Raw genomic sequence first — 19,279 nt, forward strand, 5'->3', positions numbered from 1 at the left:
CACCAAGGGGTGTCGGGCGCGGGTTTGAGCACGATCGTGTTGCCCGCGGCCAGCGCCGGACCCAGTTTCGCGAAATTGATCTGGTGCGGGAAGTTCCACGGTGTGATCGCCCCGACCACGCCCACGGCTGCCACCCCCCCCGGCCGGCCCTATCCCCGGGCCGCCCGGTTCGTCACTGTGTCCGGTCCTCGGTGTAGCTCTCGTAATGCACCGCCCGGTCCAGGGGCCGCCGATCACGCCAGCCGAAACGCTCGAGGTCGGGTACCCGCTGGAACTCGCTCACCGGGCCGATACAGAGCCAGGCCACCGGCCGGATACCGGTGGGCAGGCCGATGAGGCCGGCCAGGAACGGCGCGTCGTAGAACGACACCCATCCGACGCCGACCTGTTCCGCGGTCGCGGCCAGCCACAGATTCTGGATCGCGAGAACAGTGGAGTACACGCCGGTTTCGGCGACGGTGGCGCGGCCGAGGATATGCGGCCCGCCGCGGGCGTCGTCGTGGACCACCACGATCCCGGTTCCGCTCTCCTCGATCCCCTCGATCTTGATCGGATCGAAGGTGCGCGCCCGGTCGGCCGGTAACGACCGGGCGAACTCGAGGCGCTTCTCCGCCACGTGGGCCGCGAACTTCCGCAGCGTGGCACGGTTGCGCACGAGTACGAAATCCCACGGCTGCGAATTTCCGACGCTCGGCGCGCAATGCGCCGCCTCGAGAATCCGCCACAGGACGGCGTCGTCGACCACTTCCCCGGTGAACTCGGCCCGGACATCACGCCGCGTCCTGATCGCCTCGTACACACTCATCTCCGCAGCACCCACCGCATCAGTATCTATGGTGTGCCGGGCCCGCCGGACCGGTTCGCCGCTCCGAACAATGGTGGCGGCCCGCATGGAGGTCTCTATGCGGGCCGCCACCGGCGAGCGCAAACCGCCGGGTGTCAGTGCGCCGGCGCGGCGGGCACGGGTGCGGGGGAACGCCGGGAGAACCGGCGCCGGCCCTCGGCGATCGCGGTGCGCAGGCCGCGCCGCTTGCCGGTCACCGGGTCGATGGTGGCGACGGCCCGGCCGTTGAATTTGCGCTCCGAAGCCGTTTCCGGGGCGTCGTCGGCGGTGTGCCGGAGGTATTTGTTCGGCAACGACAGTTTGAGGATCGTCCGCCACGCTTTGAAGTACTGGACGGGCAGCGAACCGGTGGTGTACGGCAGGTCGTACTTATCGCACAGTTCGCGCACCCGGACAGCGACCTCGGCATACCGGTTACTGGGCAGATCCGGGAAGAGGTGATGCTCGATCTGGTGGCTGAGATTACCGGTCATGAAATGCATGAGCTTGCCGCCGGAGATATTGGCGCTGCCCAGCATCTGCCGCAGGTACCACTGCGCCTGGCTCTCGTTGTCGATATCGGCCTTGGTGAACTTCTCGGCGCCGTCGGGGAAGTGACCGCAGAAGATCACGGCATTGGACCAGATATTGCGGATCACGTTCGCGGCGAAATTGGCGGTGAGGGTGTGGAAGAAGGACGGGCCCGTCAGCAGCGGGAAGACCACGTAGTCCTTGAGCGCCTGCTTCTTCATCTTCGCCAGTGCCTCGTCGACCTTCCGGTCGAATTCGGCGCGTTCCGGCGTTCCGGGTTTCACCTTCCCGGCCGCGACCTTGCCGAGTTCCAGGTGCTGGATCGCGACCCCGTACTCGAAGAGCGACTGCAGGATGAGGTTGTACACCGGGTTGCCGATATTGAACGGCTTCCAGCGCTGATCACGGGTGACCCGCAGCAGGCCGTAGCCGATATCGTCGTCCATGCCGAGCACGTTGGTGTACTTGTGGTGCAGGTAGTTGTGGGTGTGTTTCCAGTGCTTGGCCGCGCCGGCGTTATCCCATTCCCAGTGGGTGGAGTGGATTTCCGGATCGTTCATCCAGTCCCACTGCCCGTGCATCACGTTGTGCCCGATCTCCATGTTCTCGATGATCTTGGCGGTGCTCAGCAAGGCCACGCCGGCGAACCAGGCGGGGGGCAGGAAACTGGCGAACAGAACGGTGCGACCACTGAATTCGAGGGCACGCTGCAACCGGATGACGTTGCGGATGTATCGGGCGTCGCGCTCGCCGCGTGTCGATTCGATGTCTCGGCGAATCGCGTCGAACTCTGCTCCGAGCGCTTCCACATCCGCCTCGGTGAGGTGCGCGTATTCCTTGACATCCGATATAGCCATGCGGGCTACACTACCGTAAGTTACGCCACCGTAGGTTTGGAGATATTGGCAGAAAATGTGGTGTGCACCCTATTGCAGGTCCCAAAACGGGGTGCTATTGCGGACCCGCCGATGGCGTGGGTCACTCCCGGAGTTCCAACACATGATCGGCTGCTTCCGCGCGCACATTACAACCCGCAGCGAACTTTCGCGCGGCGAGTTCCCGGCGCGAGCCGGATTCAGCCGGCCGGCTGCGCCGTATTCGCCTTCCGCAGCGCATGCCGGGCCCGCCGCAGCAGTTCTCTTTCCTGCCGGGCCTTCTCCCGAACCGAACGCTGGGCGGCCCGCAACATCTCCTTTTCCTGCTGAGCCTTGGCCCGCAGCGCGACCTTCGCCTCGTGCAGGGCCGATTTCAAACCGCGCCGCTTCCCGGTGGCCGGGTCGATACTCCACGGCCGGTGTTCGGCACCCGGCGCCGTGAGCCCGGCGAATTTCCGTTCCGAGGAGGTCTCCGGAGCGTCGTCGGCGGTACGGCGCAGGAACCGGTCGGGCAGGGCCAGTTTGTGGATGGTGCGGAAAGCCAGGAGATACTGCTTGCCCAGCGAGCCGGTGGTATACGGCAGATCGTATTTCTCGCACAGTGCGCGCACCGCCACCGCGACCTCCGGATAGCGGTTGCTCGGCAGATCGGGGAAGAGATGGTGTTCGATCTGGTAGCTCAGATTGCCGCTCATGAAGCCCATCGCCGGCCCCGCGGAGAAATTCGCGCTCCCCAGCATCTGTCGCAAATACCATTCGCCGCGGGTTTCACCCGCGAGCTGTTCCTCGGTGAACTTCTCCGCGCCGTCGGGGAAGTGGCCGCAGAAGATGACCGCGTAGGCCCACAGGTTGCGGACCAGGTTCGCGGTGGCATTGGCCTTCAGGGTGGCGGTGAACGCGGGCCCGGTGAGTGCCGGGTAGATCAGGAAATCCTTGGCGACCTGCCGCACGATCTTGCGACCGAACAGTTTGTTCGGTTCGGAGCCGAGCTGGAACCGGGGCACGCCGGAAAGTTGTTTCTCGATCTTCCAGTCGTGCAGCGCGATACCCCATTCGAAGGCCGCCGCCAGCACGATATTGGCCAGCGGCTGCACCAGGTGGATGGGCCGCCACTGCTCGTCGCGGGTCATCCGCAGGATGCCGAAACCGAGATCCTCGTCGCGTCCGAGGACATTGGTGTAGGTGTGGTGGGAGTAGTTGTGTGCCCGCCGCCACTGCGCCGACGGCCCGGTCATATCCCACTCCCAGTTCGTGGAGTGGATTTCCGGATCGTTCATCCAATCCCACTGGCCGTGGCTGATGTTGTGCCCCAGCTCCATGTTCTCGATGATCTTGGCGACCGACAGCATCGCCGTGCCGGCCAGCCAGGCCCAGCGGTTGCGGCTACCGAACAGCACTGCCCGGGCCGCGATCTCCAGGCCGCGCTGGGCGGCGATGGTGCGGCGGATATAGCGGGCATCGCGTTCACCGAGGGACTGCTCGACCGACCGGCGGATACCGTCGAGTTCCTGACCCAGCGTCTCGACATCGGTATCGGTGAGGTGGGCAAAGGCCCTGATGTCGGTGATGGCCACCGGCGTCCCTTCTGTAGGCGCGATAGGTAAGGACGAGCGCGGGCGCCGCCGCGTCTCCGGCCGTGCGCGCTCGCCTGCCGACTCGTCGGCCACACTGCCGGTCCGTGCCGGACAGCAACCGCGAACACGTCACCGTGATCTGTCCTGCTCGGCCGAGCAGCCCACGGTTCACCCCGAGAATACCCGCGACCGGTGGCGGCCCGGCAGGCTCAGACGTCGAGAGTGCAGTCGCCTGCCGCGGCGGAGATACAGGTCTGCACCTTTTCCCCTTCGAACCGTTCGGTGCCGTTGCGCAGATCGCGGGCATGTCCCGCACTCAAGGTGACCACACAGGTCTGGCAGATGCCCATCCGGCAGCCGAACGGCAGCTGAACACCGGCGGATTCACCGGCTTCCAGCAGCGTGGTGGCGCCGTCGACGGTGACGGTGCGGCCGGTTTTACCGAAGGTGACGGTGCCGCCCTCGGTGGTCGCCGAACGTTCCACCTCGAAGCGCTCCACATGCAGTGCGTTGCCGAGACCGGCTCCGTGCCAATGTTTCTCGATCTCGTCGAGCATGCCGAGGGGCCCGCACGCCCAGGTCTGGCGTTCCCGCCAGTCCGGGTACAGCTGGTCGAGCGCGGCCGGGGCGAATTTGCCCTTTTCCGCGGTGAGATGGATATGCGAGACGAACCCCGGATGCCGCCGGTGCAGCTCCTCGAGTTCCCCGGCGAACATGACTTCCTCGGCGGTGCGTGCGGAGTGGATATGCACCACATCGGTGACCGAATCGCGGCGGTCCAAGGCGCGCAGCATGGACATGACGGGCGTGATTCCGGATCCGGCGGTGAGGAACAGCACCTTGGCCGGCGGGGGCGACGGCAGCACGAACGCCCCCTGCGGGGCGGCCAGCCGGACAACGGTGCCGGGAGTCACGCCGTTGACGAGGTGACTGGACAGGAATCCCTCCGGCATCGCTTTGACGGCGATGGCGATGACCTTCTTGCCGTAACGCGGGTCGTTCCAGTCGGGCGGGCTGGTGAGCGAATACGACCGCCAATGCCAGCGGCCGTCGACCAGGATGCCGATACCGATGTACTGGCCGGGTTCGTAGCGGAAATCGAAACCCCAGCCCGGTTTGATCACCAGGGTGGCCGAATCGGCGGTCTCCTTGCGGACATCGACCACGCGGCCCCGCAGTTCCCGCGCCGACCACAGCGGGTTCGCCAGATGCAGGTAGTCGTCGGGCAGCAACGGGGTGGTCGCGCGGGCGACCGCCCCGCGCAGCACATTGAGCCGTCCACCGCGTTCGGCCACCTGGGCCGCCGGAGCTTCCAGCCACTCCCGGACATTCTCGAGAAACATCGCTGCCGTGTCGTCCTTCTGTCGTCGTGGCCACCCGCGGCGACCGCCTGCCCACAGGTTACGGCATCGTAGGTTGGGCGGGGTTCGTGCGCCGTCACAACGATCGCCGGCTCATTCCGGACGCGGCCGGTGCCTCACAGCAGCTCGAGCAGGAAGGGCAGCTCCTGGGTGGCATACCAGGCGAGCTGGTGATCTTCGGCATCGCCCAGGACGAACTCGGCATCCTCGTCGCCGAGGTCGGCGGCGTCGATGACCTCTACGGCCTTCGCCACGTCGGCCTCGGCCTCGGCCAGATCCATATGGACCGAGCCGACCCGGGTGTACTCGATCGGGCCGTCCAGTTTGACGACCGCGTCGTCGAGATCCGGGCGCAGGGTCGCACCGGTGACATCGACCGCGATCACCGCGCGCCGGTACATGGGGGCCGAGGAACTGTGGATCTCGTCGGCGAGCAGGCGCAGCGAGGCGCGCGCGGCCTCCGCCATGGCGGCCTCCGCGAGTTCCTCGTCGTCGCCCGAGGCGTAGGCCTCGCGCAAGGCGGGAGTGAGGGCGAAGGCCGTCCCGCCCACCGCGTGCAGTTCGCGTTTGTCCACGAGTTCCCGCAGCATGGCCACGGTGGCCGGGACGTACACGCGCATGGTCTTGCGGTCAGAGGCAGGCACCGAGTAACTCCTCCATCGATTCGGGCACCGACGCGGCCAGCACCCCGATATCGGCCATCGCCTCGCGGTCGGCGTTGAGTCCGTAGTAGATCTGCCCGTCGTAGGACGAGATCCCGATACTCGTGGCCTGGTTGCGCAGCAGCGGCGAAACCGGGTACATCTCCAGCATCCGCGCACCGCCGACGAACATGGGCGTCTGCGGGCCCGGCGCGTTGGTGATCACCACATTGAACGTATGGTCTGCGAACGTACTCGCCGCCCGCACGCTCATCGCGTGCAGGCTGGCGGGTGCGAACCCGGCCAGATGCACCAGCGTACGGGCGCGCACCGCATGCCGCTGCCGGCCGTCGTCGGAGGTCGCGTGGGCGATATGCGACAACCGCATCACCGGGCTCGGCTCGCCCACCGGCAGGTCGATCAGCAGGGGTGTGATCTCGCTGGGCAGCGTGCGCCCGGTACGCGGTTCGCCGCCGTAGCCCGATATCGGGACCACGGCGCGCAGTACGGTCGATTCGGTCAGCCCCTTGTTGCGGGAGAGCAACCAGTTGCGCAGCGCCCCGGTCACCACGGCGAGCACCACATCGTTGATCGTGCATCCGGCCTGTTCGTGCACGCGTTTGTAGTCGGCCAGATCGGTCACCGCGGTGGCGAACCGGCGCTGCCGGCAGGTGCGGGCGTTCAGCGGGCTGTCCGGGGTGCCGCTGGCCATCGAGCGCACCGTCGCCGCGACCGTGTCCAGCGTCCGGCCCGCCGCGCCGACCAGCCCGGCCGCGTTCGCGCCGGCCTCTCGCAGCACCTCGACCACCGACGCCGGTTGCGCGGCGAGATGCCCGAGCGCTCCCAGTAGTAGATCGGTATCGCTGGGTTCGCGGCCGGGGTGCCACCGGTCGTCGGCGATTTCGCGGGGAGATTCGGCGGCATCGGCGAGTACATGCCCGATCTCCAAGGCCGCGTCGCCGTCGACCAGGGCGGCGTGGGACTTGATGTAGAGGGCGCAGCGCCCGCCGGACAGGCCCTCGATCAGGTATATCTCCCACAGCGGCCGGGACGGGTCCAGAGGACGTGAGCCCAGCCGGGCCACCAGCTCGTGCAGTTGGTCGTCGCTCCCCGGCGACGGCAGTGCGGAACGGCGGATGTGATAGGTGATATCGAGCCGGCTGTCCTCGACCCATACCGGCCGGCCCAGCGAGAGGGGGACCTCGCGCACCTTGCGCCGGTACCGGGGAACCAGCGGCAGCCGGGCTTCGACCAGATCGACCAGCGCCGGGTAGTCGAGCAACCGATCGTCGCCGGCGGAGTTGTCCAGGACGATCAGCGAACCGATATGTACCGGGTGAGTGGTCGATTCCAGCCGGAAGAAGTCGGCGTCCTGCGGTGTCAGCCTGGCTATCACGCTGGTGTCTGCCCCTTCGGAGTCCGGAATCCGGACTCCATTGTGACCAGTCGGCAGGCGTTCCCGCACTATTGTGTGGATTTTCCGATACCGAATTCTGGTGCTTGTGTCCGGTCCTGTGCCGGTATACGGGCTACTGGCGGAAATGTGACGCCGGGCGCGGTGGGCGGGTGCGCGACGGCGCCTACCATGGGAGCCGCATTACCATGAAGCAAGCTGCGGCTACGCGCGCCCATCCGCGGGCGGCGCAGCCGTGAACATCGGAGCCGAAACCGACCCAGAGGACTGACGAGACTCGTGCCTGCGCTGACACTGACGAGGTTGCTACGTTTTGGTGAGGGTCGCATGGTCAAGCGTCTCTCCCATCTCGCCGACGAGGTGATCCGGCTCGAGGACGAGTACTCCTCGCTCACCGACGCCGAGCTACAGGACAAAACCGACGAGTTCCGGGAGCGCTACGCCGACGGTGAAACCCTCGACGACCTGCTACTGGAGGCGTTCGCGGTGGCCCGCGAGGCCTCGTGGCGGGTGCTGCAGCAGAAGCACTACAAGGTGCAGATCATGGGCGGCGCGGCCCTGCACCTGGGCAATATCGCGGAAATGAAGACCGGTGAGGGTAAGACCCTCACCTCGGTGCTGCCCGCCTATCTGAACGCAATCGGCGGCGACGGCGTGCATATCGTCACCACCAACGACTACCTGGCCAAACGTGACTCCGAGTGGATGGGCCGGGTGCACCGTTTCCTCGGTCTGCGGGTGGGCGCGATCCTGGCCGGGATGACCCCGGCGCAGCGGCGTGAGGCCTACAACGCCGATATCACCTACGGCACCAACAACGAATTCGGCTTCGACTATCTGCGCGACAATATGACCCATTCGCTGGACGATCTCGTCCAGCGCGGCCACAATTTCGCCGTGGTCGACGAGGTCGACTCGATTCTTATCGACGAGGCCCGCACCCCGCTCATCATCTCCGGTCCGGCCGACGCCTCGAGTAAGTGGTATGCGGAATTCGCCCGAATTGCGCCGTTGCTGAAAAAGGATCTGCACTACGAGGTCGATATCAAGAAACGGACCATCGGCGTGCACGAAGCCGGGGTGGAGTTCGTCGAGGATCAGCTCGGTATCGACAATCTGTACGAGGCCGCCAACTCGCCGCTGGTGAGCTACCTGAACAACGCCATCAAGGCCAAGGAGCTCTACACCCGGGACAAGGACTACATCGTCCGCGACGGCGAGGTGATCATCGTCGACGAGTTCACCGGACGTATCCTGGTCGGCCGCCGTTACAACGAGGGAATGCACCAGGCGATCGAGGCCAAGGAAGAGGTCGAGATCCAGCCGGAGAACCAGACTCTGGCCACCATCACCCTGCAGAATTACTTCCGCCTCTACGACAAGCTGTCGGGTATGACCGGTACCGCCGAAACCGAGGCGGCCGAGCTGCACCAGATCTACAACCTGGGCGTCATCCCGATCCCGACCAACCGGCCGATGGTGCGGCAGGACCAGGCCGATCTCATCTACAAGACCGAAGAGGCGAAGTTCAACGCCGTGGTCGACGATGTGGTCGAACGGCACGAGGCCGGCCAGCCGGTGCTCATCGGTACCACCAGCGTGGACCGTTCGGAATACCTGTCCAAACAGCTCACCAAGCGCGGTGTGGCGCACAATGTGCTCAACGCGAAGTTCCACGAGAAGGAAGCGCAGATCATCGCGGAGGCCGGCCGGCCCGGTGCGGTGACCGTCGCGACCAATATGGCCGGTCGCGGTACCGATATCGTGCTCGGCGGCAACCCGGACATCATCACCGACACCCTGCTGCGCCAGCAGGGCCTGGACCCGGTGAATACGCCCGAGGAGTATCAGGCCAACTGGTTCCACGCTCTGGAGAAGGTCAAGAAGCAGGTCGCCGAGGACGCCGAAGCGGTGAAGGAGGCCGGCGGTCTCTACGTGCTGGGCACCGAACGCCACGATTCGCGGCGTATCGACAACCAGCTGCGCGGCCGGTCGGGCCGACAGGGCGACCCGGGTGAATCGCGGTTCTATCTGTCCCTCGGTGACGAGCTCATGCGGCGGTTCAACGGCGCGGCGCTGGAGTCGATCATGACCCGGCTCAACCTGCCCGACGATGTGCCGATCGAGGCGAAGATGGTCTCCAAGGCCATCAAGAGCGCGCAGACGCAGGTCGAGCAGCAGAACTTCGAGATCCGCAAGAACGTGCTCAAGTACGACGAGGTGATGAACCAGCAGCGCACCGTCATCTACAACGAGCGCAACCGGATCCTGCGCGGCGAGGATATGGAGGGCCAGGTCCAGAGCATGATCACCGATGTGATCACCGCGTACGTCAACGGCGCCACCGCCGAGGGCTATGTGGAGGACTGGGATCTGGACACCCTGTGGAGCGCGCTGAAAACCCTGTACCCGGTGAGCCTGAAGCACCAGGATCTCGCCGGTGAGACCGAGGTCGGCGAGGCCGGCGAACTCACCCGCGAGGAACTGCTGGACGCCCTGCTCGACGACGCGCACGCCGCCTACGCACAGCGCGAGGCGGAGATCGACGGGCTGGCCGGTGAGGGCAGTATGCGCACACTGGAACGTCAGGTGCTGCTGTCGGTACTGGACCGCAAATGGCGTGAACACCTCTACGAGATGGACTATCTCAAGGAGGGCATCGGCCTGCGTGCGATGGCGCAGCGCGACCCGCTGGTCGAGTACCAGCGCGAGGGCTTCGATATGTTCGCCAACATGCTGGAAGGGTTGAAGGAGGACGCCGTCGGCATCCTGTTCAACGTCCAGGTGGAGGTCCAGCAGCCGCAGCCCGAGGGCGTGCAGGTCCAGGGCGGTCTGCGGTCGCCGGTGGGTGCGGGGGCGCAGCCGGTGCCGCCGGAGAGCCAGTATCCCACCGAGAAACTGCCGATTCTCAACGGTGCCCCGCCGGCGCTGCGCGCCCGCGGTATCGACCAGTCGGGTCCGCGTGGACTGAGCTATTCGGGGCCGGCCGAAGGTGGCGCCACGGCCGTGCACAGCGACGCCGAGGAATACGGTTCCGACGGTTCCGAGACCCAGCCACAGGGGACCCGGCGCCAGCGTCGCGATGCGGCCCGCGCGCAGACCAAGCAGGGCAAGGGACCGAAGTCCCGCCGCAAGCACTGATCCGGGCCGTGACGGCGGCGTCCCACCAGCGCGGTGGGGCGCCGCCGTTTTCGTGCGGTGACCCGCTGTACCGGGGCGTTCAGTTCACGACGGTATGCCGCGGACAGTAGGCGCGGATCGCCGCGTCCAGGAAAAGGTAGGGATACTCCACGAGCGGACGTGCCTCCTCGGCGAGGTAGGTGCGGTTCGCCGCGGTATTACCGGCGGCGTCGAGGTATTCGCATTGGGCATGGGCCAGGGCGATGGCCCCGTCCTGGACCGGGCGCGGTTCGTCGTCGAATGCGCTGGCCCGGAGGAATTCTCGATCGGGGAACGGGAGCTGGGCGACGGAATCGTCCTTTCCGGCCGGGTTGTGCGTGCCGGTGGTGTCCGCAGCGCCGGACCGGGCGGGCCCGGCATGAGGATGTGCCCACAGGGCCGGGGAGCCGCCGAACACGAGCGCGACCGCGGCCGCGCTGATGATCACTGTTCTGAACATCGTTCCTTCTGTGCTCGAGAGACATGCGGGATGGGAAGAGCTGTCTTACACAGATATCCGCCGAACGTGGACCCGGAGGGTCGTATCGAGGGGTTATGCACGGTGATGCATCGATGCGCGGGCATCGTATCCGGAATCGATGCCGGCGGTTTGCTGTTCGGCGCAGAACCACCGGAACAAGGTCCGGACCGGGCGCCGCACGGCGCGGCGCGCGCGCATTCCGGGCCGGCGGCGAACCCGCCGGCCCGGCCCGGTTCACTCCTCGTGTTCCAGATTCCGGTCCAGGCGCAGCAATACCTCGCCGACCTGCTCCTGCACCCACTCGACCATTCCCTTGGTGCCCATCCCGGTCGCCACCTGGACGTCGTCGTCGGAGAGCGGAATGATGTAGCGCCCGTCGCCGGGCAGATCCCGCCAGCGCAGCCCCATCTCGACCCGTCCGCGCGGCCCGAACATGGAGCGGCCCTGGAAGACCCGCACCAGCCCGGTCGCGGTGGCGGGTGTGTTCAGGAATGCTTCGCTGCGTTGCGCCTCGTCGTCCTCGGGTTCCTCGTCGTCGCTGATCAGCGGCACGAACGGCCGGGCATCGGATTCGGTCTCGGGATCGACCAGCGTGATCTGGCGCATGCGGCCCGCCGTGGTCTGGGGCAGGAGCGCCAGTACGGCTTCGGGGAGTGCGTGCGGATCGCAGGCCGATATATCGAAACCGCCACTGTGCCAGACTGTCTCGCCGGGCCGCTGGGTGATCACGAAACCGCGCGCGCGTTGCCGCACGGCGTGGATCCGAGTCCAGCCTGCCGGATCCTCCGGCTTCTGCTCGTCCCAGGATTGCGCAACGATGGTGACATCCGGCCGGGAGATGGCATCGGCCACCGCCTCCAGATCGGAATCGTTGCGGTCCCGCAGGCCGCGTAAGGTTTCCGCGCGCTCCCGCCGGAAGTCCGCCGCCAGCCAGGTCCGGCTGGTGAAGGTGAACGGGATCGGCAGTTCGGTGGTCCCGTGTTCCTCACACAGGAGGACGAACTCGAGATCGGTCAGTTCCCAGGTGGGATTCACTGTTCGATCACCGGCCGGACCTTGGCCGGGGAATCATCGAAGACCTCGTCGAGGTTGTCCCGGGACACCAAGAACTCCGCCGGCGCGTGGTTGTTGCTGTGCCCGGAGGTATTGGCGGCACCCGCGCCCGCCGCGGGCGCCCCCATCATCGGCATACCGGGCGACCCGCCCCCGGTATGCGAACCGGCGGATATCCCCGGGAAGCCGGCCGGCGCGAGCTCCGGTCCGGCCAGCGTTGCCCGCGGGAACGGACTCGGTTTCGTGCCCGGATAGGGCGCCAGCGGCTCGGATTCCGCCGCGGGAACGCCTGCTCCGCCACCTGCTCCGCCACCGCCGCCGAGTCCCGCGGCCGGATCGAGTTTCCGGGGATCCAGCAGCTGCTCCAGATGCTGCTGTAGCTGGCTGGGGTCGAGCATATGCCCGAACTGATCCAGTCCGGGAATCGTGGCGCCGGACTGGGTGAAGGCCTGGATGCCCTGGGTCAGCATATTCGTGAGCCGGTCGAGGATGTTCTGCTGCTGGCCGGGGGCCGAACCGGTGCCCGCCGCGTCCGGTGTACCGCCGAGCAGTGCCGAGATCGCCGATTCCGGGTCGGTTTTTCCCTCGGCGTCTCCCGCGGGCGTGATGTCCGCACCGAATGCCCCGAACAGGGTCTCGACTGCGCCGTACGGCGAGTCCGGCTCGTACAGCGCTTCCAGCGGAGTGTCGTGCAACTCCGCCGGCATCTGGTCGACGGGGATACCGGTGATCTTCGACAACGCGTCGGCGAGGGTGGGTGGCGCGCCGTCCTTGCCGGTGATCGGCAGGTTCTTCAGCGCGTCGGGTAGCAGCGACTTCGGGATGCCGGTGAGTTTGGAGAGAATATCGGCCGCTGTGGGGTTCTTCGGCATGGTGGTACCGGGCACCGGAGTGCTGCCGCCCGGAGTGTTTTCGCCCGGTGTACTCCCGCCCGGGGTGTTTTCGCCCGGCGTGTTCTGTCCCGGGGTTTCCGCGGGCGGGACCGAGGGCACCGTGGGTGTGGTTCCGCCGCCTGTTCCCCCGGACCCGCCGGTGGACTCGGGGGTGGGCGTCGACTCGCCGGATCCGTATTCGGCCTGGTCGTAGCTGGGCACCTCGGGTGTCTGCCCGCCGCCCGAGCCGCCGCTCTGCCCGCCGGACCCTTGGCCCTGCCCTTCGCCTTGCCCTTGGCCCGCGCTCCCGCCTTGGCCTTGCCCCTCGCCGCCACCCGAGCCGCCGTTCTGCCCGCCGCTCGAGCCACTGCCTTGCCCGTCGCCGGAGCCTTGGCCGTCGCCCGACCCGCTGCCTTGGCCGTTCTGGTTCTGACCGTCCTCGAACCCTTGGTCGTAGCCTTCGTCGTACCCTTCCTGATACGTCTTTTCCCCGGGACCCTGGTTGCCGTTGCCGTTGCCGTTGCCGTTGCCCCCGTTGCCGTTACCGCCGTTACCGGGGTTGTTGTTCGGGTTCTGGTTGTTGTTCGGATCGTTGTTCTGGTCGGCCGGCGGCGGGGGAGGCGGGGGTGCGGGCTCGGCGATGGGGCCTTCGATCACCGGCATTTCCCGGAGCGTGTTGCGCATACCCTCGGCGTAGTGCTTCTCCCACTCCTCGCGATAGCGCTGGAGGACCGCTTGTTCCACCGAAGCGCTGTCGAAGGTGAAATCCTGCTGCGGCATGGAGATCTGGGTGCGGCGCAGCCACTCCGCAGTATAGAACATGTTCTCGCTCATCGAGAACATGGAATTCCACAGCGGGGCGATGGAATCCACGTAGTTCTTGGTGGCCGTCCGCGCACGGTCCGCGGCCTGGCCCCGCCATTTGTCCTGGATGCTCTCGATGGCGGTCTCGAACTTCTCCAGTTCGGTTTTCGTATGGGAGGCGAGTTGCCACCACCGCTGCCGCATCGCGGCCAGCACGAAAATGCCCCAGGGCAGGTTGTCCGCCAGACCGCGGAATTGGGGGAAACCGAGTGCCGCGCTGTTCTCGAGCTGGACTACATCCGGCGATATCGATTCCTGGCGGCCGATGTAGCGCTGCAGTACGTCGGGTACCGCGGAGGCGGGCAGGGAACGATAGTCGTCCTGTAATCCCGGGCGGCCCGCGTCGACCAGCGTGCCCTCCGGGTGCTGTGCGGGGTCGTAGTCGGGACCGTCTCCGTACACCTTCGGGATCTCCCCGGTCGGCACGACCGGTACCCGGAACTCCATGAGTTTCGTGATCTCGTCGGTGTTCTGGTTCTCGGTCCGGCGATAGTACAGCCCGGCCTGCACGAACGCGTTCGCCATCTCGGTGCCGATATTCGCGTGGTCCTGCAATACCGTGGACAGCCGGTCGGCGCGCCGGTTGTAGATCTCCGCGAGCTTCTGGCCCGAGGTCAGGATTCCGCCGGTGAAATTGCCCAGCTCGTCCATATAGAAATCGTCGATGGCGGCGCGCATCGCGAGCATCTGATCGACCATCCGTCCGGCGGCTTCCGCGCCGGTCACCGCGGCGGCGGGGTCGAAATACAGGAGGTCCTGCGACGCGTCCTGTTTCAAACCGGCCCAGGTGCCCGGCTCTTGAACCATCGGAACTGACCTTCCCTTCGGAAACCGGGCCGGCCCGCATCGCCGGTACCCCGGGGAACGCGCCGGACACGCCTGTCGGATTACATCGCAGAACTTTGAACTTCCCATGGCGCACAGGGAAATTCGACACGATATCCCTGTTCCGGACGATGCCGCGGGCGTTCTGGGGAGCCGGTGGCCCGGTCTCACGCGTGCGCCGGCGGCCACGGCGGGTTCGACTCGTGGTGACGCAAACGGTTCAGAGTTACCTGCCGCGGCCGCACCATGGCGGGCAGTCCACTCACTGCCGAAGGATCGAAGCCATGTCAGGACGCCTGGAATCACGAGTGCGCAACCGGCCGCTCAGGTCGGTGGGGACCGCGCTGGTCACCGCCGTAATGCTGCTGCTGTGCGCCTGTGGTGCGGGCGGGGAGGCCGCCAGAACCGCGGACGGTAAGACCGTGCTGCGGTATCAGGGTTGGTCCGGAGAGGTCCTGTTCCACGAACTGGCCGCCGATCTCGGCTACTTCGAGCATGTCCAGCTGGAATGGGTCGGCGATACCACCAGCGGACCGCAGGACATCCAGTCCGCCGCCACCGGGCAGATCGAGTTCGGGTCCGCGTTCAACGGTGCGGTGGTCAAGCTGAACGCCGCGGGCGCGCCCATCACCTCGGTACTCAGCTCCTACGGCGCCGACGAGGGCGATTTCACCGGCTACTACGTGCTCGAGGACAGTCCGATCCGCTCGGCGCGCGACCTCATCGGCAAGAAGGTCGGGATGAACACCCTCGGTGCGCACCACGAATTCCTCACCCGGGAATGGCTCGCCCAGCAGGGCCTGACGCCCGAGGAGATCAAGACCGTGCAGCTGACCGTGGTACCGCCGGTGAACACCGAACAGGCGCTGCGCGAGGGCCAGATCGATGTGGCCACGCTCGGCAGTATCCAGCGCGAGGTGGCCATCGAACGCGGCGGTATCCGCGCGCTGTTCACCGACCGCGACCTCTTCGGGGCGTTCAGCTACGGCACCTATGTGATGCGGGACGATTTCATCGCCGCCAACCCCGAAGCGGTCCGCGATTTCGTCCAGGGCACGGCCCGCGCGATCCGCTGGACCCAGACCCGCCCGCGTGACGAAGTGGTCGCCCGTTTCCTCGACATCATCCACAAGCGCGGGCGCACCGAGAGCGATCAGGCCATCAAGTACTGGCGTACTTCGGGGGTTCCGGTGCCGGGTGCGGTGATCGCCGAGCGCGAGCTGCAGATCTGGATCGATTGGCTGGTCCGCAACGGCGAACTCGGCGCGGGCGAACTGGCTGCCCGGGATCTCTACACCAACGAGTACAACCCCTACGCCAACGGCACCTACCCCGCCGACGGCGGCCCCGACGGACAAGCATCGGCCGGTGAGAAATGAGCAGCACACCCAAACTCCGCCTCGCTCAGGTGAGCAAAACGTTCCCGATCCGTGGACAGAAGACCGAGCTGTCCGCTGTCGAGGACATCACGCTCGACCTCGCCGCCGGTGAATTCCTGGTCCTCGTCGGTCCCAGCGGGTGCGGGAAATCCACCTTGCTCGATCTGCTCGGCGGTCTGAGCACCCCTACCTCCGGGCAGATCCTGCTCGACGGGGAGCCGATCACCGGACCCGGACTCGATCGCGGAATCGTGTTCCAGCAGTACGCGTTGCTGCCCTGGCGTACCGCCCGCCGTAATGTCGAATTCGGGCTGGAGGCCAAAGGCGTGCCGCGCGGTGAGCGCCGGGAACGCGCCGAGCACTATCTGGACCTGGTGGGTCTGGCGGGGTTCGCCGAGCGCTATCCGCACGAACTGTCCGGCGGTATGAAACAACGGGTCGCGATCGCGCGCAGCCTGGCGTTCGACCCGGAAGTGCTGCTGATGGACGAGCCGTTCGCCGCGCTCGACGCGCAGACCCGGGAATCGCTACAGGACGAACTGCTGGGCATCTGGGAACGCACCGGTAAGACGATCCTGTTCATCACACACGGGATCGACGAGGCGATCTACCTGGGGCAGCGGGTCGCCGTGCTCACCTCCCGGCCCGGCCGGGTCAAAACCGTCGTCGATATCGATATCGACCGTACGGCCGACGATATCCGTTCCGGCGCGGGCTTCCGCGCACTGCGCCACCGCATCTGGTCGCTGTTGCACGACGAGGTCGAACGTGCCCGCACCCTCGAACTCGCCGATATCTCGACCACCGAAGAGGTTCAGTATGTCTAGCGCACTCGCCACCGGTGCTCTCCACAGCGCACCACGGGTCACCGAATCGCGACCCGCCCGCGTCCGGCCCGCCGCTCCCGCCCGCGGTAGCGCGCCGCGCTGGGGGCGGCGCGCCGGCGGGCTGGCCTGGCGGGTGGCGAAACCGTCGGTCGCGATCCTGGCGTTCCTCGCGCTCTGGGAGGCGGCACCGCGCGCCGGCCTGGTGGACAAGGTTTTCCTGCCGCCGTTCACCGAGGTGGCGGATACCTTTTTCCGGTTGGCCGGTAACGGTCAGCTGTGGGAGCACGTGTCGACCAGCTTGTCCCGGGCGCTCACCGGTTTCGTGATCGCGGTCGCGTTCGCGGTACCGCTGGGGGTCGCGATCGCGTGGTACCGGCCGGTGGCCGATTTCCTCAACCCGGTGCTGGAACTGTTCCGCAATACCGCGGCGCTGGCTCTGCTCCCGGTGTTCGTCCTGATTCTCGGTATCGGCGAGACGTCCAAGGTCGCGCTGGTGATCTACGCCTGCGCCTTCCCGGTGCTGCTGAACACCATCTCCGGTGTGCGCACCGTGGACCCGCTGCTGATCAAATCCGCGCGTTCACTGGGCTTCTCGCAGTTCGCGATCGTGTACAAGGTGGTATTGCCGGCCGCGGTGCCGACCATCTTCACCGGTCTACGGATGGCGGCGGCGTCCTCGATCCTGGTGTTGATCGCCGCGGAGATGGTCGGCGCGAAGGCCGGGCTGGGTTATCTGATCACCGCCGCGCAGCTCAATTTCCAGATTCCCGATATGTACGCCGGGATCATCGCCATCGCGCTGGTCGGCCTGGTCTTCAACGCGATCCTCGTATTCACCGAACGCCGGCTCTCGCGCTGGCGTGTGGCGCTCTAGAGAGACCCTGATGTCCGGACAGCTGCATCTCAACGCCTTCCTCATGGGGGTCGGCCACCACGAGGCCGCGTGGCGCCATCCGCGTACGGATGCCCGCAATGTGGCCCGGGTGAGCTACTTCCAGGAACTCGCGCGGACCGCCGAACGCGGCAAACTCGATTCGGTGTTCTTCGCCGATCTGCTGTCGGTGGGCGCCCGGATCGACCGCAACGCGCAGTCGATCTTCGAGCCGATCACCTTGCTGACCGCGATGGCGGTGGCCACCGAGCGGATCGGTCTCATCGCCACGGCGTCCACCGGATACCACGAGCCGTACAACCTGGCGCGGGCGCTCGCCTCGCTCGACCAGATCAGCGGGGGACGCGCGGGCTGGAATATCGTCACCTCGGTGGGAGCCGACGAAGCGGCCAATTTCGGGTTCCCCGATGTTCCCGACCACGCCGGCCGCTATCGCCGGGCCGAGGAATTCGTCGAAGTGGCCACCGCCCTGTGGGATTCGTGGGAACACGACGCGCTCGTGCTCGACACCGAGGCGGCGATCTTCGCCGACCCGGCGAAGGTGCATACCGTCGATCATGTGGGGGAGCGGTTCACCGTACGCGGCCCGCTCAACGTGCCCGCCTCGGCACAGGGACGGCCGCTGCTCGTCCAGGCCGGATCCTCCGAGAGCGGTAAGGATTTCGCGGGCCGCTGGGCCGAAGCGGTCTTCACCGCCCAGCGCTCGCTCCCGGAAGGGCAGGAGTTCTACCGGGATGTGAAGGCCCGCGCGGTCGCGGCCGGGCGTGATCCGGACGAGGTCAAGATCCTGCCGGGCATCGTGCCCTTCCTCGCCGAATCCGAAGCGGCCGGGCGGCGGCTGGAACGAGAATTCACCGCGCTGATCTCCCCGGAATACGCCCTGCGCCAGCTGTCGCAGATGGTCGGGGTGGACCTCACCGGTTACCCGCTGGACGCACCGCTGCCCGCGCTGCCACCACTGGAACAGATCCAGGGCAACAAGAGCCGGTATCAGCTGGTGAAGGACCTGGCGGCGCGGGAATCGCTGACCATCGGCGACCTCATCGCCGAACTCGGCGGCGGGCGCGGTCATCGCACCGTGGCCGGGACGCCGGAACAGATCGCCGATGATCTGCAGCGCTGGTTCGAAGCCGGCGCGGCCGACGGTTTCAACGTGATGCCGCCCTACCTGCCGGGCGGTCTCACCGATTTCGTCGATCAGGTCGTCCCGATCCTGCAGGCCCGCGGACTGTTCCGCACCGACTACACCGAGACCACGCTGCGCGGGCACTACGGTCTCGCGGCGCATATCGGCCGCTACGCGCCGGCGGTCGCGGGGGTCGGCGGGTAGCAGCCGCCGGTCTCGCGGGATCAGCGGGCCGCGGCCGTGCGGACGAGGGCGATGAGTTCGTCCTCGTCCAGGCCGATATGCCGCGCGGCGGCGACGAGCTGAGCGGCGAGGTCTACCACCGCCGCCCGGCCCGCCGGGGTACCGGCGCGGATCGTCGCGCCGCGTCCCCGGCGCAGTTCGATCAGGCCTTCGTCACGTAGCCGCTGGTAGCCGGCGAGGACCGTATGGATGCTGACGTCCAGCGACGCGGCGAGTTCGCGGGCCCCGGGCAACCGCTCACCCTCCGCGGCTTCGCCGTCGGCGATGGCCCGGCGGACACAGGCCGCGATCTGGTCGGCCAGGGGTTCGGGGCGCGCCGGATCGACACGGATCAGCACC

15 protein-coding genes and 1 pseudogene are annotated in these 19,279 nt (G+C 66.9%); 5 read left to right on the plus strand and 11 right to left on the minus strand.

Annotation, left to right across the window (positions count from 1 at the left end; genetic code table 11):
• The 7 genes and pseudogenes from QH276_RS26600 to QH276_RS26630 all read right to left on the minus strand — a co-directional run.
• A pseudogene (locus QH276_RS26600) lies at positions 1 to 128 on the minus strand (aldehyde dehydrogenase family protein); the annotation flags it as partial.
• 44 nt (positions 129 to 172) lie between these two features.
• A complete protein-coding gene (gene bluB, locus QH276_RS26605) occupies positions 173 to 805 on the minus strand; it encodes a 5,6-dimethylbenzimidazole synthase (RefSeq protein WP_280397143.1) in 633 nt (210 codons plus the stop codon).
• A gap of 134 nt (positions 806 to 939) precedes the next feature.
• On the minus strand, positions 940 to 2,211 hold the full coding sequence (locus tag QH276_RS26610; RefSeq protein ID WP_280397138.1) for a fatty acid desaturase family protein: 1,272 nt from the start codon (positions 2,209 to 2,211) through the stop codon (positions 940 to 942).
• Between the two features lie 218 nt (positions 2,212 to 2,429).
• Positions 2,430 to 3,803, minus strand: a complete 1,374-nt coding sequence (locus QH276_RS26615; protein ID WP_280397139.1) for a fatty acid desaturase family protein — start codon at positions 3,801 to 3,803, stop codon at positions 2,430 to 2,432.
• A 209-nt stretch (positions 3,804 to 4,012) separates the two neighbouring features.
• The gene (locus QH276_RS26620) at positions 4,013 to 5,146 is read right to left on the minus strand and encodes a ferredoxin reductase (protein WP_280397140.1); all 1,134 of its coding nucleotides are present in this window, start codon (positions 5,144 to 5,146) and stop codon (positions 4,013 to 4,015) included.
• 134 nt (positions 5,147 to 5,280) lie between these two features.
• On the minus strand, positions 5,281 to 5,784 hold the full coding sequence (locus tag QH276_RS26625) for a DUF6912 family protein (RefSeq protein ID WP_280397144.1): 504 nt from the start codon (positions 5,782 to 5,784) through the stop codon (positions 5,281 to 5,283).
• A 10-nt stretch (positions 5,785 to 5,794) separates the two neighbouring features.
• Complete coding sequence (locus tag QH276_RS26630; protein WP_280406935.1) at positions 5,795 to 7,201, minus strand: WS/DGAT/MGAT family O-acyltransferase; 1,407 nt, start codon at positions 7,199 to 7,201, stop codon at positions 5,795 to 5,797.
• Between the two features lie 297 nt (positions 7,202 to 7,498).
• On the opposite strand from QH276_RS26630, the gene secA reads away from it, so the two are divergent.
• Complete coding sequence (gene secA, locus QH276_RS26635; protein WP_280397551.1) at positions 7,499 to 10,360, plus strand: preprotein translocase subunit SecA; 2,862 nt, start codon at positions 7,499 to 7,501, stop codon at positions 10,358 to 10,360.
• A gap of 79 nt (positions 10,361 to 10,439) precedes the next feature.
• Here the strand turns inward: secA and QH276_RS26640 are convergent, their stop codons facing one another.
• The 3 genes from QH276_RS26640 to QH276_RS26650 all read right to left on the minus strand — a co-directional run bounded on the left by QH276_RS26640 (position 10,440) and on the right by QH276_RS26650 (position 14,455).
• A complete protein-coding gene (locus QH276_RS26640; RefSeq protein ID WP_280397550.1) occupies positions 10,440 to 10,838 on the minus strand; it encodes a DUF732 domain-containing protein in 399 nt (132 codons plus the stop codon).
• Positions 10,839 to 11,093: 255 nt separating this feature from the next.
• Complete coding sequence (locus QH276_RS26645; protein ID WP_280397549.1) at positions 11,094 to 11,894, minus strand: ESX secretion-associated protein EspG; 801 nt, start codon at positions 11,892 to 11,894, stop codon at positions 11,094 to 11,096.
• Positions 11,891 to 14,455 (minus strand): hypothetical protein, encoded by a 2,565-nt coding sequence (locus QH276_RS26650; protein WP_280397548.1) that lies wholly within the window; start codon positions 14,453 to 14,455, stop codon positions 11,891 to 11,893. The genes QH276_RS26645 and QH276_RS26650 overlap by 4 nt, the downstream gene beginning before the upstream one ends.
• A gap of 377 nt (positions 14,456 to 14,832) precedes the next feature.
• Between QH276_RS26650 and QH276_RS26655 the strand changes: the two genes are divergently transcribed.
• From QH276_RS26655 to QH276_RS26670, 4 genes are read left to right on the plus strand one after another with little or no spacing between them, the layout of a single operon-like run.
• Entirely contained in the window at positions 14,833 to 15,852 is a 1,020-nt protein-coding gene (locus QH276_RS26655) for an ABC transporter substrate-binding protein (protein ID WP_280397558.1), read from the plus strand.
• Entirely contained in the window at positions 15,849 to 16,679 is an 831-nt protein-coding gene (locus tag QH276_RS26660) for an ABC transporter ATP-binding protein (protein WP_280397547.1), read from the plus strand. Before QH276_RS26655 ends, QH276_RS26660 begins: the two co-directional genes overlap by 4 nt.
• Entirely contained in the window at positions 16,672 to 17,553 is an 882-nt protein-coding gene (locus tag QH276_RS26665) for an ABC transporter permease (protein WP_280397546.1), read from the plus strand. Before QH276_RS26660 ends, QH276_RS26665 begins: the two co-directional genes overlap by 8 nt.
• Before the next feature lie 10 nt (positions 17,554 to 17,563).
• Positions 17,564 to 18,901: an LLM class flavin-dependent oxidoreductase gene (locus tag QH276_RS26670; protein ID WP_280397545.1), complete on the plus strand. Its 1,338-nt coding sequence runs from the start codon at positions 17,564 to 17,566 to the stop codon at positions 18,899 to 18,901.
• 20 nt (positions 18,902 to 18,921) lie between these two features.
• Here the strand turns inward: QH276_RS26670 and QH276_RS26675 are convergent, their stop codons facing one another.
• Positions 18,922 to 19,278: a GntR family transcriptional regulator gene (locus QH276_RS26675; RefSeq protein ID WP_280397557.1), complete on the minus strand. Its 357-nt coding sequence runs from the start codon at positions 19,276 to 19,278 to the stop codon at positions 18,922 to 18,924.
• Position 19,279: the final 1 nt, after the last annotated feature.

This window comes from Nocardia carnea (genome assembly GCF_029869215.1).
Classification (GTDB): Bacteria; Actinomycetota; Actinomycetes; order Mycobacteriales; family Mycobacteriaceae; genus Nocardia; species Nocardia carnea_B.

What these genes read in the sequence shown, in the direction of transcription:
- QH276_RS26610 (WP_280397138.1), bottom strand. Translation starts at nt 2,211, where the DNA reads ATGGCTATATCGGATGTCAAGGAATACGCGCACCTCACCGAGGCGGAT.
- QH276_RS26670 (WP_280397545.1), top strand. Translation starts at nt 17,564, where the DNA reads ATGTCCGGACAGCTGCATCTCAACGCCTTCCTCATGGGGGTCGGCCAC.
- QH276_RS26655 (WP_280397558.1), top strand. Translation starts at nt 14,833, where the DNA reads ATGCTGCTGCTGTGCGCCTGTGGTGCGGGCGGGGAGGCCGCCAGAACC.
- QH276_RS26625 (WP_280397144.1), bottom strand. Translation starts at nt 5,784, where the DNA reads ATGCGCGTGTACGTCCCGGCCACCGTGGCCATGCTGCGGGAACTCGTG.
- QH276_RS26620 (WP_280397140.1), bottom strand. Translation starts at nt 5,146, where the DNA reads ATGTTTCTCGAGAATGTCCGGGAGTGGCTGGAAGCTCCGGCGGCCCAG.
- QH276_RS26650 (WP_280397548.1), bottom strand. Translation starts at nt 14,455, where the DNA reads ATGGTTCAAGAGCCGGGCACCTGGGCCGGTTTGAAACAGGACGCGTCG.
- QH276_RS26640 (WP_280397550.1), bottom strand. Translation starts at nt 10,838, where the DNA reads ATGTTCAGAACAGTGATCATCAGCGCGGCCGCGGTCGCGCTCGTGTTC.
- QH276_RS26665 (WP_280397546.1), top strand. Translation starts at nt 16,672, where the DNA reads ATGTCTAGCGCACTCGCCACCGGTGCTCTCCACAGCGCACCACGGGTC.
- QH276_RS26660 (WP_280397547.1), top strand. Translation starts at nt 15,849, where the DNA reads ATGAGCAGCACACCCAAACTCCGCCTCGCTCAGGTGAGCAAAACGTTC.
- bluB (WP_280397143.1), bottom strand. Translation starts at nt 805, where the DNA reads ATGAGTGTGTACGAGGCGATCAGGACGCGGCGTGATGTCCGGGCCGAG.